Annotated in this window: 15 protein-coding genes; 7 read left to right on the top strand and 8 right to left on the bottom strand. The window is 53.0% G+C overall.

The genetic code is table 11. The features are described from left to right. Window positions 1-6 precede the first annotated feature (6 nt). The 6 genes from FHP88_RS13720 to bioB all read right to left on the bottom strand — a co-directional run bounded on the left by FHP88_RS13720 (window position 7) and on the right by bioB (window position 7,190). Complete coding sequence (locus FHP88_RS13720; protein WP_144359657.1) at window positions 7-2,460, bottom strand: EAL domain-containing protein; 2,454 nt, start codon at window positions 2,458-2,460, stop codon at window positions 7-9. Between the two features lie 138 nt (window positions 2,461-2,598). After that, window positions 2,599-3,267: a dethiobiotin synthase gene (gene bioD, locus FHP88_RS13715; protein ID WP_144359656.1), complete on the bottom strand. Its 669-nt coding sequence runs from the start codon at window positions 3,265-3,267 to the stop codon at window positions 2,599-2,601. Window positions 3,268-3,273: 6 nt separating this feature from the next. Next, window positions 3,274-4,161, bottom strand: a complete 888-nt coding sequence (gene bioC, locus FHP88_RS13710) for a malonyl-ACP O-methyltransferase BioC (RefSeq protein ID WP_144359655.1) — start codon at window positions 4,159-4,161, stop codon at window positions 3,274-3,276. Next, window positions 4,154-4,930, bottom strand: coding sequence for a pimeloyl-ACP methyl ester esterase BioH (gene bioH, locus FHP88_RS13705; RefSeq protein WP_260843314.1), 777 nt, complete (start codon window positions 4,928-4,930; stop codon window positions 4,154-4,156). The genes bioC and bioH overlap by 8 nt, the downstream gene beginning before the upstream one ends. Next, window positions 4,927-6,090, bottom strand: a complete 1,164-nt coding sequence (bioF, locus tag FHP88_RS13700; protein ID WP_144359654.1) for an 8-amino-7-oxononanoate synthase — start codon at window positions 6,088-6,090, stop codon at window positions 4,927-4,929. Before bioF ends, bioH begins: the two co-directional genes overlap by 4 nt. Window positions 6,091-6,164: 74 nt before the next feature. Further along, window positions 6,165-7,190: a biotin synthase BioB gene (gene bioB, locus FHP88_RS13695; RefSeq protein WP_144359653.1), complete on the bottom strand. Its 1,026-nt coding sequence runs from the start codon at window positions 7,188-7,190 to the stop codon at window positions 6,165-6,167. A gap of 125 nt (window positions 7,191-7,315) precedes the next feature. Here bioB and FHP88_RS13690 point away from each other — a divergent pair, with 125 nt between their 5' ends. The 3 genes from FHP88_RS13690 (at window position 7,316) to hisG (ending at window position 9,476) form a co-directional block, all read left to right on the top strand. After that, on the top strand, window positions 7,316-8,008 hold the full coding sequence (locus tag FHP88_RS13690; RefSeq protein ID WP_144359652.1) for a ComF family protein: 693 nt from the start codon (window positions 7,316-7,318) through the stop codon (window positions 8,006-8,008). Between the two features lie 137 nt (window positions 8,009-8,145). Continuing rightward, on the top strand, window positions 8,146-8,388 hold the full coding sequence (locus tag FHP88_RS13685) for a YdcH family protein (protein ID WP_144359651.1): 243 nt from the start codon (window positions 8,146-8,148) through the stop codon (window positions 8,386-8,388). A gap of 209 nt (window positions 8,389-8,597) precedes the next feature. Further along, on the top strand, window positions 8,598-9,476 hold the full coding sequence (gene hisG / locus FHP88_RS13680) for an ATP phosphoribosyltransferase (RefSeq protein WP_144359650.1): 879 nt from the start codon (window positions 8,598-8,600) through the stop codon (window positions 9,474-9,476). Between the two features lie 4 nt (window positions 9,477-9,480). Here hisG and FHP88_RS13675 read toward each other — a convergent pair whose 3' ends face one another. Then, window positions 9,481-10,551, bottom strand: coding sequence for a class III poly(R)-hydroxyalkanoic acid synthase subunit PhaC (locus tag FHP88_RS13675; RefSeq protein WP_144359649.1), 1,071 nt, complete (start codon window positions 10,549-10,551; stop codon window positions 9,481-9,483). 1 nt (window position 10,552) lies between these two features. Beyond that, window positions 10,553-11,482 (bottom strand): poly(R)-hydroxyalkanoic acid synthase subunit PhaE, encoded by a 930-nt coding sequence (locus FHP88_RS13670; protein WP_144359648.1) that lies wholly within the window; start codon window positions 11,480-11,482, stop codon window positions 10,553-10,555. 209 nt (window positions 11,483-11,691) lie between these two features. On the opposite strand from FHP88_RS13670, the gene FHP88_RS13665 reads away from it, so the two are divergent. The 4 genes from FHP88_RS13665 to dsrA all read left to right on the top strand — a co-directional run bounded on the left by FHP88_RS13665 (window position 11,692) and on the right by dsrA (window position 15,646). Next, window positions 11,692-12,876 (top strand): acetyl-CoA C-acetyltransferase, encoded by a 1,185-nt coding sequence (locus FHP88_RS13665; protein WP_144359647.1) that lies wholly within the window; start codon window positions 11,692-11,694, stop codon window positions 12,874-12,876. A 212-nt stretch (window positions 12,877-13,088) separates the two neighbouring features. Further along, on the top strand, window positions 13,089-13,553 hold the full coding sequence (phaR, locus tag FHP88_RS13660) for a polyhydroxyalkanoate synthesis repressor PhaR (protein WP_144359646.1): 465 nt from the start codon (window positions 13,089-13,091) through the stop codon (window positions 13,551-13,553). Window positions 13,554-13,718: 165 nt separating this feature from the next. Beyond that, a complete protein-coding gene (locus FHP88_RS13655) occupies window positions 13,719-14,096 on the top strand; it encodes a phasin family protein (RefSeq protein ID WP_144359645.1) in 378 nt (125 codons plus the stop codon). A gap of 302 nt (window positions 14,097-14,398) precedes the next feature. Then, on the top strand, window positions 14,399-15,646 hold the full coding sequence (gene dsrA, locus FHP88_RS13650) for a dissimilatory-type sulfite reductase subunit alpha (protein WP_144359644.1): 1,248 nt from the start codon (window positions 14,399-14,401) through the stop codon (window positions 15,644-15,646). Window positions 15,647-15,690: the final 44 nt, after the last annotated feature.

The raw sequence follows: 15,690 nt of genomic DNA, 5'->3' as shown, positions 1-15,690 counted from the left end.
TGGTGCTCACTTATCCCCATCAAGTGGTTTAAAACCCGCCGTAACGAGCACCCCTAACTGATCACCAGGGATAGGCCGGCTGTAGTAGAATCCTTGAACCAGGGTACAGCCCAGAGCGCGCAAAAAGAGCAACTGACTCTCGTCTTCAACGCCTTCTGCTATGGCCTCAAGATTCAGGCCATCGCTCATTCTGATAATAGCCTCAAGCATTACAGCACCCTGATCACCGGACTGACTCTGGACAATAAAAGATCGATCTATCTTCAGGGTATCAAACGGATAACGCTGCAGGCTGGAGAGGGCCGAATAGCCCGTCCCAAAATCATCCAGAGAGAGTTTTATTCCTAATTGCTTCAATTCACCCAGCTTCCCAATAGCCCCCTCACCCTGCTCCATCGCCACACTCTCGGTCACCTCCAGCATCAGGGTATCGGGCAGCATGCCGGTCTCTTCAATAATTCCCCTGACGACCTCGACAAACTCCGGGTCTTTGAACTGTCTGGCTGACACATTGACCGCTACATAACTCGGCGCACATCCTTCTGATACCCAGCGCCTGTACTGCTCACAGGCCTCGCGTAAAATCCACTTGCCAATCGCCACGATCTGACCCGTCTCTTCTGCGATCGGGATGAACTGTCCTGGAAGTATCTGTTCCACCCCTTTGGGGTACCAGCGGACCAAGGCCTCACAGCCTCTTACCTTGCCACTGCCAATATCAATCTGTGGCTGATAGTGCAGCTGTAACTCCTGACGTTCGATACTGCAGCGCAACCCCTGCTCAATTCGCCGTGCGATCAAGGCATTGTCATACATCTGCTTATCGAAGAAACGGTAGCTGTTCTTGCCGGCCCGCTTGGCATGATGCAACGCGTTATCAACACATTTCAGCAGTTCGTAAACATCATCACCATCGCCGGGATAGGCACTGATGCCGATGCTGGCGGTCAACTGAACGGATTTACCTTCAGCATAAAAGGGCACTGAAAGGACATCCAGCAGGGTCTGGGCCAATTCCGTAACGGGTATCCCGTCGCCACTATCCTCGATCACCAGAGCGAAGATATCTCCGCCAAACCGTGACAGTAGCGCCTCATCCTTGACCAGATCCGCTATCCGTTTGGAAAATTCCATTAACAGCTGATCACCGAAGGCGTGGCCTGACACCTCGTTGATGGTATTGAAATTATCGATATCCACCATCAGCAGAGCCAGTGAACCACCAGAACCCTTGGCGCGGTCAATGGCTATTGAGGTGCGTTCCTGAAACAGGTTTCGGTTAGCCAGCCCAGTCAGCGAATCGAACAGGGTGAGATAGTTCAGCTGTTCCTGCATATGTTTGCTGCTACTTATATCGGTGAATATGCCGACATAATGCGTCGTTATTCCGTTTTCATTGCGGACCGCGGTAATATTCAGCAGCTCAGGAAAAATCTCACCGCCCTTTCTTCGATTCCAAATCTCACCCGACCAGCTACCAGTCTCAAAAAGTTCTTGCCAGAGTGTTCGATAAAACTCATCATCGTGATAACCCGATGAGAGGATACTGGGATCCTTTCCAATCACCTCGTCCCGGGCGTAGCCAGAGATCTTCAGATAGGCATCATTAACACGCAGGATACGTGGCTGCGGATCAGTAATCAGGATACCTTCAGAGCTCGATTTAAACACCTGGGCAACCAGATTCAACTCCTCCTGCATGGCCGCCCGTCCAGAGATATCCTGCAGCAACAGAACCGCCCCACCTACTGCCTCCGGGGTATCGAGTATCTCACTGATCCGTAAACTAACCGGGATGCGTGGCGGTGCCTGGCGCCGCAAGACCAGATCCTGCTCAATCAGCAAGGGTTCCTTTATACTGAATACCGACTCGATAAGACCTTGTATTACATTACCGCCACGACCGTTCCACTGCAGCTTGCACAGCGTATCAACAGGTTGACCCAACATCTCCTGATCCGACAATTGCAGCAGCTGTTCCGCTGCCTTGTTACACATCTGTACACACCCTGATCGATCAACTGTAATTACCGGATCGCTCATGCTTGCCAGAGTGGCGGAGCGTTGTGCCGCCCGATGCAGCATCTTCTCTGTCTGAGCTTTGTAGAGGGATATGGATACAACCGCGTGCAGTTCACGGGCCGTGTAGGGCTTTAGTACATAGCCATAGGGTTCTGTGATACAGGCCCGCCTGATGAACTCTTCGTCATCGTAGGCGGTCAGGTAGATGATGGGAATATTATTGGTCTGGCGAATTCGGGCCGCCGTCTCAATGCCATCGACCTCACCCTCCAGGACGATATCCATCAGGATGAGATCAGGCTGCTTGTCACGCGCGACTGTCAGAGCCGCCTCGGATGTGGCGACAACGGCCACAACTTCATAGCCTAACTGCTGCAGTTTGAGGCTGATATCCTGCCCCATGAGCAGGTCATCCTCTACAACCAGAATACGTCCCAAGTGACCTCCCTTGTTTCCCTGAAGGAGCTATCCAACAATCCAGCTTGCTTTGAGTCTATCACAGGGACCGAAAGAGTCATCAGGTCTTTGCGGAATAAAAGACCTTAAATGGGATCGGTTGGGCTTTCTATGGAATAGCTAGGGCAGTTGAAGAAACCGGTAAGCCGTACTAACAGAGGAAGGCTCCAGATGCGGAACAATCCCAAGGCAGGGGGCGGTTATGCTCTTTTTCAATGTCTCCACATTGCCCTCAACAAAGCGCATTTCCGAATCCACCTGACTGCCAATCCAGCCGATCAAATTGGCCCCGGAAGTAACAATCGATTCGACACTCAGCAGGGCGTGATTGATACAGCCCAGTTTGAGTCCGACGACCAATATCACAGGCAATTCCAGTGACACCGCCAGCTCTGCGACGGCCCCCTCTTCTCCCAATGGTACACGCCATCCTCCGGCACCTTCCACTACGACCCAATCAACCTGATCTGCCAATTCATCGAAACATTGCCTGATCCTGGAAAAATCGATAGCAATACCGGCCTGCCTGGCGGCAAGGTGGGGGGCAATCGGCGGCTCAAACAGGTAAGGGTTCAGCGTGGCATAATCTAACAGCCCTGTGGACTGGGCCTGTAGTTGCAAGGCATCACTGTTGCGCCAGCCTTGGACCGTTTGTTCCGCACCCGCCGCTACTGGTTTCATACCTGCAACACGATAACCACGATCCTGCAGTAACTGCATCAGCCCCAGTGTAACCACTGTTTTGCCGCTGTCGGTATCCGTTCCGGTGATGAAATAGCCTCTGCTCATTTAGACTCAACTGACCTTGCCAGTGTGGCCCAGTGAATGGGTAATCTGATCAAGAGAGACCGAGGGGGCATTAGATCTATGACCGGCCTCTGGTGCCCAGGCATGGCCGTAGACCACTTCATAACTGGCAGGCAGTACACCCTGATCCGTGCGAAACATTTCATAGGCTGACTGCATCGCCTGGATACGTCCCTTACCTGTCAAGCCCCGTTGCCGATCACTGTTGACGTTGTGCGCACCCAGAACCTTCAGATCCCGCATCAGGCCTGTGACCCGCTCATAGGTGAGCGTCATCCGATCCACATCCATCACCGGATCGGCCAGCCCGGCACGCAGCAGGGCATCACCCACATCGTGCATGTCGATAAAGTTGCTGACATGGGAACCCTCATCCACCGCCGCCCAGGCCGCCCGCAGCTCCTTCAGCGTATCCGGGCCGAAGGTGGTAAACATCAACAAACCACCCGGACGCAGCACCCGGCGAAACTCGCCAAAGGTGCTGTCCAGATCATTGCTCCACTGTATTGCCGCATTGGAGTAGATCAGGTCAACACTCTGATCGGCCAGTGGCAGCAGTTCCAGGTCACCACAGATACAGCGCGGTTTGCGTAGCCAACTTCCCCGCTTGCGGGTCTGCAACAACATCGGAAAGGCAAAATCCAATGCCAGAATCCTGGATTTGCGATAACGACTGGCCAGGGCGGCTGTCGCGACTCCGGTACCGGCACCCACATCCAGAATCACCTCCGGCTGCAGACGCACCAGCGCCAAACGATCCAGCATCCGTTGACCGATCTCCCGTTGCAGCACCGCTACCTGGTCATACTGTTCAGCGGCCCTGGAAAAGGCAAGTCGGGCCTGTCGTTTATCGATGGTGAATCTCTGGTCAGGCATTATTCGATCCGAGGAAATGATTCAGCGCCCGGAGGCACTGCTGCGGGTGGGACAAAAACGGCGCATGGGCACAGCCCTGTAATATGAGGATTTCAGACGCTGGCAGTATCCTTTCGATCTCATCACACAGATCAGCCGGCACCAGCGTGTCACGCTCACCAAACAACCACAGCATCGGACACTGGATAGCGGTCAATCCCTCACGAAGATCGACAGTCAATAGCAGGTCTAGTCCGTGCTCCAACGCTAGGGGATCGGCCTCCGGTCGCAGGGCGATATCCTGCCGTAGCAGACGCAAGGTCTCCCGAGCCGCGTCATCACCCTGCACCTGTAGCGAGAGAAAACGCTCCAATGTCTGGTGATGATCCCGACTTAGCGCCTTGGCAAACAGTTTGAGTGTGGCGAGCGCCATCGCATGCGGCCAATCATCACCCACCACAAACTTGGGACTGGACGTAACCAGCACCAATTTCTCGATACGATCGGGGTCTAGTACAGCGGCGCGTTGGGCCAATTGCCCTCCCAGCGACCAGCCAATCCATACGGCCCGCTCTGGTGCCACTGACAGGCAGGCATTCACCCAACCATCCAAATCTGGTTGATTGGGGTCGTACTCACTCTCACCATGACCTGGCATTTCGATAAGCGTGATGCGATAGTGACGGGCAAGTGATTCAACCACTGGACTCCACACGGCGGCGTTCATCCCCCAGCCATGCAACAGCACCAGGTTGGGGCCACTCCCGGTTGTCACGCTATATAATTTCAAGAGGGCGCACCTTGATCAAGGCGTCCCAGCCCATCCAGCAGTCGATCGACCTGTTCAAAGGTATGGCTGGCAGAGAGGGTCACTCTGAGTCGCGCACTCCCCTCAGGAACCGTCGGAGGTCTAATCGCCGTGACCAACAGACCTTCTTCTTCCAGTGCACGACTCCAGCTCATGGCCCGCTCAGCGGTACCCGCCAACAGGGGTTGAATAGCGGTTTCAGAGGCCATCAAAGAGAGGCCCAACTGTTCCGCACCTTCACGAAACCGCTGAATCAGTTGTTGTAGATGCTCACGTCGCCAGGACTCCTGTTGCACTAATATCAAACTGGCACGCGTCGCTTCGGCGACAGCTGGTGGGAGCGCGGTGGTATAGATATAGCTACGTGATTGCTGGATCAGGGTCTCGATCAACTCATCAGATCCAGCAACAAAGGCACCAAAGGTGCCGAACGCCTTGCCCAGAGTACCCATCAAAATCGGTACTTCATCAAGCCCCAAACCAAAATGATCCACACTGCCACATCCATCCTGACCCAACACGCCCAAGCCATGCGCATCATCTACGAGTAGCCAGGCCGCCTGTTTTTTACAGAGCGCTGCCAACGCCGGCAGTGGCGCCAAATCGCCATCCATACTGAAGACACCATCGACCGCAACCAGAGACTCACCACCCGTCTGAGCGTCCATCTGATTCGCGAGTGTAGCCATATCATTATGCGGATAACGCTTCAGACTGGCGCGGGAGAGCAGCCCGCCATCAATCAGCGAGGCGTGATTCAGACGATCCTGATAGATCGTGTCACCCCGCCCAAGCAGGGCAGTGATGACCCCCTGATTCGCCATGTAGCCGGTTGAATAAAGCAGCGCTCGGGGTCGGCGGGTGAACTCGGCCAACTCCTCTTCCAGCGCATGATGCGCCGCACTGTGCCCCGATACGAGATGGGCAGATCCACTTCCTGCCCCATACTGCTGGGCACCCCGCTGCATGGCGCTGATCACTTCAGGGTGATTCGCCAGCCCAAGATAGTCATTACTGCAAAAACTGAGCAACTCAACACCATCCACCTGCAACAACGGACCCTGCGGCGAACCGAGCACCCGCCTGCGTCGATAGAGGTGTTCGGCCCGACGCCGATCCAGTTCTTGTTGCAGTGATTTCATTGTTCGTCTATTGGTCTGGCGCTCTTCATGGAGACGGGATAGGGCCCTTGTGTAGCCCAAAAAAGCCTTGTCAATCAGCCAAACTCAATCTCCATGCGTACCTTCCTTTTGCTGTCACACTCTTTTTCGGTCGCCTGTAATTCATGTGACGTCTCAAAATTCAGTCCGAGACGATCAAACAGCTGGCGATCGGCGTCAGCGTTGGGATTCTCTGTAGTCAACAGACGCTCGCCATAGAACATGGAGTTGGCACCGGCCATAAAACAGAGCGCCTGCATCTCATCGCTCATCTCGGTACGGCCGGCAGAGAGGCGCACATAGGATTGCGGCATCAGGATTCGGGTAACGGCGATGGTCCGGATAAATTCAAACGGATCCAGCTCCTCAACACCATAGAGCGGCGTACCTTCCACCTGTACCAGCATGTTAATCGGTACCGACTCGGGGTGTTTTGGCAGATTGGAGAGTTCACGCAGCATGGAAGCTCGGTCACGGCGTGACTCGCCCATACCCAGGATGCCCCCACTGCAGACATTAATGCCCCGATCACGTACCCGGGCAAGTGTGTCCAGGCGATCCTGGTAGGTTCGGGTGGTCACCACATTGCCATAGAACTCTGGTGACGTATCAAGATTATGATTGTAGTAATCCAGCCCAGCCTCTTTGAGGCTCTGCGCCTGCGATTCAGTCAACATGCCGAGGGTCACACAGGTTTCCATGCCCATATCGTGAACGGCCCTGATCATCTCCACAACCCGCTCCAGGTTCTTGTCCGTGGGATTACGCCAGGCCGCACCCATGCAGAATCGTGTCGCGCCTTTCTGCTTGGCATCGGTTGCCGCCCTTTTCACCTCTTCCAGTGGCAGCAGCTTCTCTTTTTCCAAATCCGTGGCATTTTTGGCACTTTGTGAACAGTAGCCACAATCCTCAGAGCAGGCACCGGTCTTGACACTCAACAGCGTACTTACCTGTACCTTGTTGGGATCAAAGCGCTGACGGTGTACTGTTTGCGCCTGAAACAACAGATCGTTGAAGGGCAAATTGAACAGAGATTCAATCTCATCCAGGCTCCAGTCGTGTCTCGACTTCGATTCGCTCATAATCTGTATGCCTCATGCACTGTCCGAAATGACAGAATTTGTAGATAATGGAAAGGAGCCGGGCTCCTCATAAACGCCCGCTATGATACCTGAGCAAGGTCGCTCGTCAACCATAATGGAATCGCATGGTTAACAACTGTATAAATAATATACTGGATAGGCTTTTTCAAGCACACTGCCCGTTATGTGATGCCCCTTCAGACGGCCAGCTCTGCCAAGGATGTCATCAAGATATCCCCTTGAATCACTACTGCTGTACCTGTTGCGCCCTTCCACTCCCCGACCAGCAAAACGGTCTCTGCGGACACTGCCTGTCGACAAACCCCTCCATTGATCACAGCCTGATTCCTTTTCGCTATGCAGAACCCTTGGATCACCTGATTGGGCAGTTTAAATTTGCGTCAAATCTCCCCCTGGGACGCCTTCTTAGCCAACTTTGGCTGGCTCACGTGGACTCGACTCCAGACAGACCTGAATTCTTAATCCCTGTACCGCTGCATGCCACACGACTGCGTGAACGTGGGTATAACCAAGCCCTTGAACTGGCCAAACTGCTTGGAAGGCAATTCGACATTCCTATCGATCAGTACAGCTGTGAGCGGATTATCGACAATCCACCCCAAGCCGGGTTAAAAAAACAGCAGCGCAAAAAGAATATCCGTGGGGCCTTCAGCCTGAGGCATCCAATTGAAGCACGACATATAGCGCTCGTGGATGATGTGGTAACGACGGGCAGTACGGTCACCGAATTAGCACGGCTGTTGAAACGGTCCGGCATTGAACGGGTTGACGTCTGGGCATTAGCCCGAACACCTTAGGCACGAATCTGGCCGGTCAACCCATTCAATTGCCTTGAGTCATGGCTAGGCCACATTCGTTCCCTATAATTGGAGATGAAAGATTAAAAAGTGCTGATACAGCACCCCTTTTTACATCAACCAAAAGGAATAGCATCATGCTTGGAGAAATGCACGATATCCTCCACGAATTTCCCAATCTGGAGGAGACCATAAAGAACCTGCACGAGAGTGACCCTCAATTTGCCAGCTTGATGGATCAACACGATGCGCTGGATACCGAGATTCGTAATCTTGAAGAGTTGAATCAGCCCATTGATGACCTGGAGATGGAAGAGCTGAAAAAGAGACGTGCCTTGATGAAGGATCAAATTTATCAGTACCTGCGCGACAATAAATAGCCCTCACCACAACGACTTCAAGATTAGGGATACTTAATCGGTATCCCTGGTCGGTTATGTGTCATCGCCTCAAGTTCACCCCTGGCAATGCCAAGTAGAGCCATGCATTTTGGCAACTAATCCGGGCAATAATCCAGATCAAATGGAAATTCGCCCCGGTATGCAGCTAAAATCCCCCCACATTTTATTTCTGAACAAGAAAGAGTCCTATGTCACAACTGAAACTCGGTATACCCAAGGGCAGCCTTGAGAGCGCTACACTCTCCCTGTTCAAACAGGCCGGATGGAATATCAGCCCACGATCCCGCAACTATTTTCCCTCAATCGATGACGCCGATATCAGTTGTGCCCTGGTGCGCTCACAGGAGATGGCCCCCTACGTCGCCAACGGCACCATCGACCTGGGCCTTACCGGTCACGACTGGATTCTTGAGACGGAATCGGAAACAGAGGTCGAAGAGATCAGCGAACTGGTCTACTCAAAAAGTTCAGACCAACCCTGCCGTTGGGTGCTAGTAGTACCAAAGGATTCACCTATTCAACGCATTGAAGATCTGGAAGGTAAAAAGATCTCCACTGAATTGGTCTCTTTCACCAAACGCTATCTGGCTGAGCGCGGTATTAATGCCCAAGTGGAGTTCTCCTGGGGCGCCACCGAGGCCAAGGTTGTTGAGGGCTTGGTGGATGCGGTGGTCGAAATTACCGAAACTGGCAGCACCATTCGCGCCCATGGCCTGCGTATCGTTTGCGATATCCTACACACCGAGACTCGGCTGATCGCCAACAAGGCCGCCATGCAGGACCCCTGGAAACGCGAAAAAATAGAGCAGATCGCCACGCTCCTGAAAGCCGCACTCACGGCCCGGCAGAAAGTCGCCCTGAAAATGAATGTCCCTTCAGAACAGCTGGAACAGATTGTCGGGATGCTTCCAAGTCTGCACGCACCCACCGTCAGCCACCTGTTCGATCAAGAGTGGCTGGCCATAGAGACGGTCGTTAACGTCGGCGAGGTGCGTAACCTCATTCCCCGTCTAGTGGCGGCCGGCGCCGAGGGAATCCTGGAGTATGAACTGAGAAAGATGGTCTAGATAATCAGCGCTGATTCAGCCAATCACCTATGGTTGGCGGGATCAGTGCCTGAGCCTTGCCACTGACATAGACCCCGATATGACCGCCGGGGAAGGCCACTTCAGTGTAATCGCTCCCGCCTATACGCCCTTTTAATGCCATTGACGCCCGCGGAGGCACCAGATGATCCTGTTCTCCGTAAATATTCAACACAGGACAAGTGATTTTCTTCAGATTAACCCGTCTTCCACCTAGATCTACCTTCCCCTTGATGAGCGCATTCTGCTGATAGAACTGCTTAATAAACTGGCGGAACGCCTCGCCGGCCTGGTCCGGGCTGTCAAATATCCACTTCTCCATACGCAGAAAATTTTTGGCGCGTTCGTCATCATCTAGTGAATCCAGAAGATGGACGTATTTTTGCCCGCCCAAGGTGAAGGGCTTCAACGCCAGAAAGGTCCAATTGAGAAACTCCCCTGGAATATTGCCCTGTGTCTCGACCAAGAGATCCACGTCGAGATGCTGTACCCAGGCACTGAGCATATTATCCTGCGTCTGAAAATCGACCGGCGTCACCATGGTGATCAGATTCCTTACCTTGGCCTGATGTAACGCGGTATAGCAAAGACTCAAGGCGCCACCCTGGCAGATACCCAGCAGATTCAGCTGATCAACCTGATTTCTTTGGCAGACCTGATCAACACAGCGATCAATGTAGCCGTTAACATAATCATCCAGTGTCAGAAGGCGATCAACACTATCTGGATAGCCCCAATCTATTAGATAAACTTCCTGCCCCGCCGCCAGTAGACTTTTGATGGTAGAGCGGTCTTCTTGAATGTCTGTCATATAGGGCCGATTGACCAGCGCATAGACAATCAAGAGGGGTGTTTCATTATTCTGCACAGCAGACTCTGGATCAGGAAGATAACGATAAAGGGTAAGCTTGTCTTCCTGATACACCACCTCTCTGGGAGAGACACCCGCCTCGATCTCTCCCACACCCAGTAAACGCTCAACGCCTGCGTGTAGCTTGCGGCTGTAACCTTCCACCTCTTCAGCCAGTTGTTCGGGCTTAATATCAATTGGGGCCATATTAGCGGTCTCGTGAAGCGGCGCGTTTTCGAGGCGCCACTCTCTTTTTTGCTGCCTTCTTCTTAACGCTCACCTTGCCGCGCCGCATTTCCTTCTGCAGCGCTTTAATCGCTTTTCGATCATCGTAGGCGCGTTGTTCCAGCGCACGAAAATCCCTTGTAGTAGGCATCCCTAAAGCAGTGAAACTATCATCCAGCATCGTGCGCATCTGCAGCTTCACGGCCATCTGACTATTGATCAGTTCACCATAAAGCCTGACATAATCAGGGGTCATCACTTGCTCGGCATAGACCGCTTCACTCGCCTCCACCCAGAGGTCATACAGCATCCTCGCGGATTCAATACGTCCGCCTCCAGATTCAACCTCTGCCACTTTTTCCTGGAGACGGGTGACCGCAAGATTACCCAGATCAACAAAGAAGCGCTCATAGTCCATGCGGGCCTTCTGATAGTCAATCAAACGGGCGATCATCTCCCTTTGCTGGGCCTGACTTCGATGACCAAGACCTAATCCAGGAAAGGTAAATAGACGCTGCAGATAGGCGACTGAATCTTCGATTGAGGCTTCACTGAGCATATCCTCTGGCACTGGATTCATGGTGCCGGTGATACCCGCGATAATCCTCCGCAGATCACCAAATGTCTGTTGAATGGCGGTTTGCCAGTCAAACGATTCGTCGTCATCCGAACGTCGTGCAAACAGCTCAGCCATCTGGAACAGCTGTTTCGCCTGAGCCACAGTCTTTCCCAGGAGCTCCTGCATCAGTTCAGGCGCGGCGGGCGCTACGCTTTTCCACCACTGATCTAACGCAGCCTCCCAGGGATTGTCCGTTTGCCGCTCATTCGACGCCTTAGTCTGAGCAGACCAGTGTTCCCAAAAGTCGCGCTGTGCCGCCAGCCATTCGGCCCCCAAGAAATCCTGCTCCCCCATCGATTCCTAGCCCTGTGCTAATAAAAATGAGTTGCATACTAGCATGCAAACTACTGTGGTGCAGTGCAGCATTTTGCATTACACTGACCACCGAATGAAATATATTATGTAATATTGAGGACGCCTTGCGGCGTATTTTCTATGGGACAAGCCGTAGCCATATAGTACCGCTACTGAGCACCCATCCATGACAGCAGAAGGTGATACGCATGAGTGATAACATCGTAATCGTAGCGGCAGGTCGAACTGCCATCGGCAGCTTTTCCGGCACCCTAGCCGGCATACCCGCCAGCGAATTGGGCGCCAAGGTCATTGCAGGCCTTCTGGAAAAGACCAAGCTTTCTCCTGATCAGATCGATGAGGTGATCCTGGGTCAAGTCCTGACAGCAGGTTGCGGTCAAAATCCTGCACGGCAAGCCACGCTGGGTGCCGGACTGCCTCAAGATGTCCCTGCCATGACAATCAACAAGGTATGCGGCAGTGGCCTGAAGGCCGTTCATCTGGCGATGCAAGCCGTAGCCTGCGGCGATGCCGATATTGTTATCGCGGGTGGCCAGGAAAACATGAGCCTGTCTCCCCACGTCGTTCCCGGTTCCCGCAAAGGGCAGATGATGGGTGACTGGAAACTGAAAGACAGCATGATTGTTGATGGTCTCTGGGATGCCTTCAATCAGTACCACATGGGTGTGACTGCAGAAAATATCGCCACCCAGTTTGACTTCAGCCGCGAAGCCCAAGATCAATTCGCCGCCGCCTCACAACAAAAAGCGGAAGCCGCGCAGAAGGCTAACCGCTTCCAGGATGAGATCATTCCTGTCGAGATTCCTCAGAGAAAAGGTGACCCCGTCCTGTTTAGTAGCGACGAATTCCCACGCCATGGCACCACGGCAGAAAAGCTGGGTAATTTGCGCCCCGCCTTTAATCGTGAAGGTACCGTTACCGCAGGCAACGCATCCGGCCTGAATGACGGCGCTGCCGCTGTTATCGTCATGAAAGAGAGCAAGGCACTGGAACTGGGTCTGACACCGATGGTCCGCCTCAAGGCCTTTGCTGCCAGCGGCGTCGATCCCGCCATCATGGGTACAGGCCCGATCCCTGCATCAACCAAATGCCTCAAGAAGGCAGGCTGGAGTGTCGGTGATCTGGATCTGGTCGAGGCCAATGAGGCCTTTGCAGCACAAGCGATGTCCGTCAATAAAGAGATGGGATGGGATCTTGAGAAGATCAATGTTAATGGTGGCGCTATTGCACTGGGCCATCCGATTGGCGCCTCCGGTGCGCGTGTTTTGGTCTCACTGATCCATGAAATGACCAAGCGGGACGCCAAAAAAGGTCTCGCCACGCTCTGTATTGGGGGTGGCATGGGTGTGGCGCTGGCCGTAGAGCGCGATTAGTACCCGATACACCGAGTCATGGCGGTCAATATTCTAAGTGGGTATTGACCGCCAGATTGGTTTTTCCAATCCAAAACTGTTCACAGTTTTATCGATCCATACAGTATTTACCCCACGCGACAACAACCACACGACCAAAGAGTTTTCCCTTTCGTAAATTTCACGGGTAAACTATAGGGGCAGATGGAATTTAATACTGAGGATCTGGCTACATGTCCAACACCAGAATTATAAAAAAGTACCCCAATCGCCGCCTCTATGATACAGAGCTGAGTCGTTATATTACCCTCAGTGATATACGCGAATTGGTGATGAAAGGGAGTGATTTCCAGGTTGTAGACACCAATACCAACGAAGACCTCACCCGCTCCATCCTGTTACAGATCATGCTGGACGAAGAGTCCGGTGGCGAACCGCTGTTCAGTGCCAAGATGCTTTCACAAATCATCCGATTCTACGGCGGTACTGTCCAAGGCATTTTGGCCCGTTACCTGGAAGAGAGTCTTACAATGTTCGTGCAACAGCAGGAACAGCTGAATAATACCGTCAGCGGGGACCCCATGAAGGCCATGACCAGCATGGCTGAACAGAACATGAAAATCTGGTCAGATATGCAGACCAGCTTCTTTAAGGCGGCTGGCATGGCAAGCGCCAGCAATAGAAAGAAAGAAGAGTAGATACCCCGCAGCCTCCTCCTAATCCCTCCTCCCGAGGGGCGTGTCTGTTTATCTGTATAATGACGCGCCGCACAATTTTTTTCGTTGACCTATTGACACCCCCCAACAAAAGCAATATGCTGCACCGCAATATTGTTGCAACGCACAATTCGCAGAGAAGACGCAATGAACGACCCAAAAGCAAATCTGGAACTGATCAAAGACTTTGGCATTAACGGTTACGAAAACATCCGTTCGCTGGCTGAAATCAACCTCCGCACCTGGGAGAAATTGGTTGAAAAACAGATGGATGCATTTGGATTGTTTGTTGATGCAGGTATAGACCAGATCGCAGCCAACGGCAACCCACAGGATATCAAGACTGTACTGGAAAACCAGGCCGCACTGGGTAAAGCATTGAGCGAGAACATGGCTGTTAAAGGCCGTGAAGCCGTCGATCTGGCCAGTCAGGCCAGTAACGAGTACCGCAGCTGGCTGGAGAATGGCATCAACACCTTCAACAGCAAAGTGTCTGCAGTAGCCGGCGAAGCCTTCAAAAAGTAACGCTAGCGGCAACACCTTATCAACGTCCTGTGACGGTCATTAACCGGCCCAGGCAGAGATCCTCCTCTCTCTGAACAGTGCATAGAGAGATTTTCGCCCGGCTCCCCGCCGGGCATTTTTTTACCTACCCCAATTACCAAGTGGTTTACTTGGTATTCTTTTGATCTATCATCATCGTCAAGCTGTTGGATTAACAGCAGAACCCACATTTAACGGTGGGGCTCATAATATACAGACAGCCCGGACGGGCAAGCGCTGCCCTTTACAAATAAAGTAGCGTAGGTGATTTTGGGAGGTGAAGTATGACAAAACCGATGCATGATACCCCGATGCTGGATCAGCTGGAGGGCGGCCCTTGGCCAAGTTTTGTAACCGGGCTCAAGCGCCTGGCAAAAGACAACAACATGATGGTCGACCTGCTGGGTCAGCTTGAGACCTCATATGAGACACGCAAAGGCTATTGGAAGGGTGGCACAGTCGGTGTCATTGGTTATGGTGGCGGTGTCATCCCCCGCTTCACAGAACTGAAAGATGCCAACAACAAACCCCTGTTTCCTGATGCCGCCGAGTTTCACACGCTGCGCATCATGCCACCACCCGGCATGCACTATGATAGCAAGACCATTCGGACCCTATGCGATATCTGGGAAAAATATGGCTCCGGTCTGATCGCCTTTCATGGGCAGTCCGGTGACATCATGTTCCAGGGCTGTACCACTGAGAATGTACAGAAGGCGTTTGATGAGATTAACAAGGCCGGTTTTGACATGGGTGGCGCGGGCCCTGCGGTTCGTACCGGTATGTCCTGTGTCGGTGCTGCACGCTGCGAACAATCCTGCTATGACGAAGCACGCGCCATGCGCACCTGCGTCAATGCCAACCTGGATGACATGCATCGCCCCGCACTCCCCTACAAGCTGAAATTTAAGGCCTCAGGGTGTGCCAACGACTGCATGAACTCCATTCAGCGCGCCGACGTGGCAATGATCGGCACCTGGCGAGATGCGATGAAGGTTGATCAGGTCGAAGTACAGAACTATGTCGCCAAAAAGGGGCGGAAGTATGTCATCGACAACGTCATCACCCGCTGCCCTACTCAGGCTCTGTCACTCAATGACGACGACACCCTAGAGGTGGACAATCACAACTGTGTGCGTTGCATGCACTGCATTAACGTCATGACCAAGGCACTCTCTCCTGGTGAAGATAAAGGCGTCAGTATCCTGGTGGGTGGCAAGCGTACATTGAAGATCGGCGATCTGATGGGCACAGTGATCGTACCATTCCATAAGCTTGAAACCGATGAGGATTTTGAGTGGCTTGAAGAACTGAGTACCGGAATCCTCGACTTCTTCGCTGAGAACGCGCTGGAACATGAGCGTACAGGCGAGATGATTGAACGCATCGGTCTGATCAACTTCCTTGAAGGCCTTGATCTTGAGATCGAACCAGAGATGATCTCACAACCGCGCACTAACCCCTACGTCCGTACCGACGACTGGGATGACGAAGCGGCCAAATGGAACGAGCGAAAATCTCAGGCCCATTAAGCTGACAATACCACGGCCCGGTGGTCAATCCACCGGGTCACTTC

This window comes from Sedimenticola selenatireducens (genome assembly GCF_007625115.1).
GTDB classification, from domain to species: Bacteria; Pseudomonadota; Gammaproteobacteria; order Chromatiales; family Chromatiaceae; genus Sedimenticola; species Sedimenticola selenatireducens_A.
Note: the sequence above shows the minus strand (reverse complement) of the source record. Positions and strands in the feature narration are given on the sequence as shown.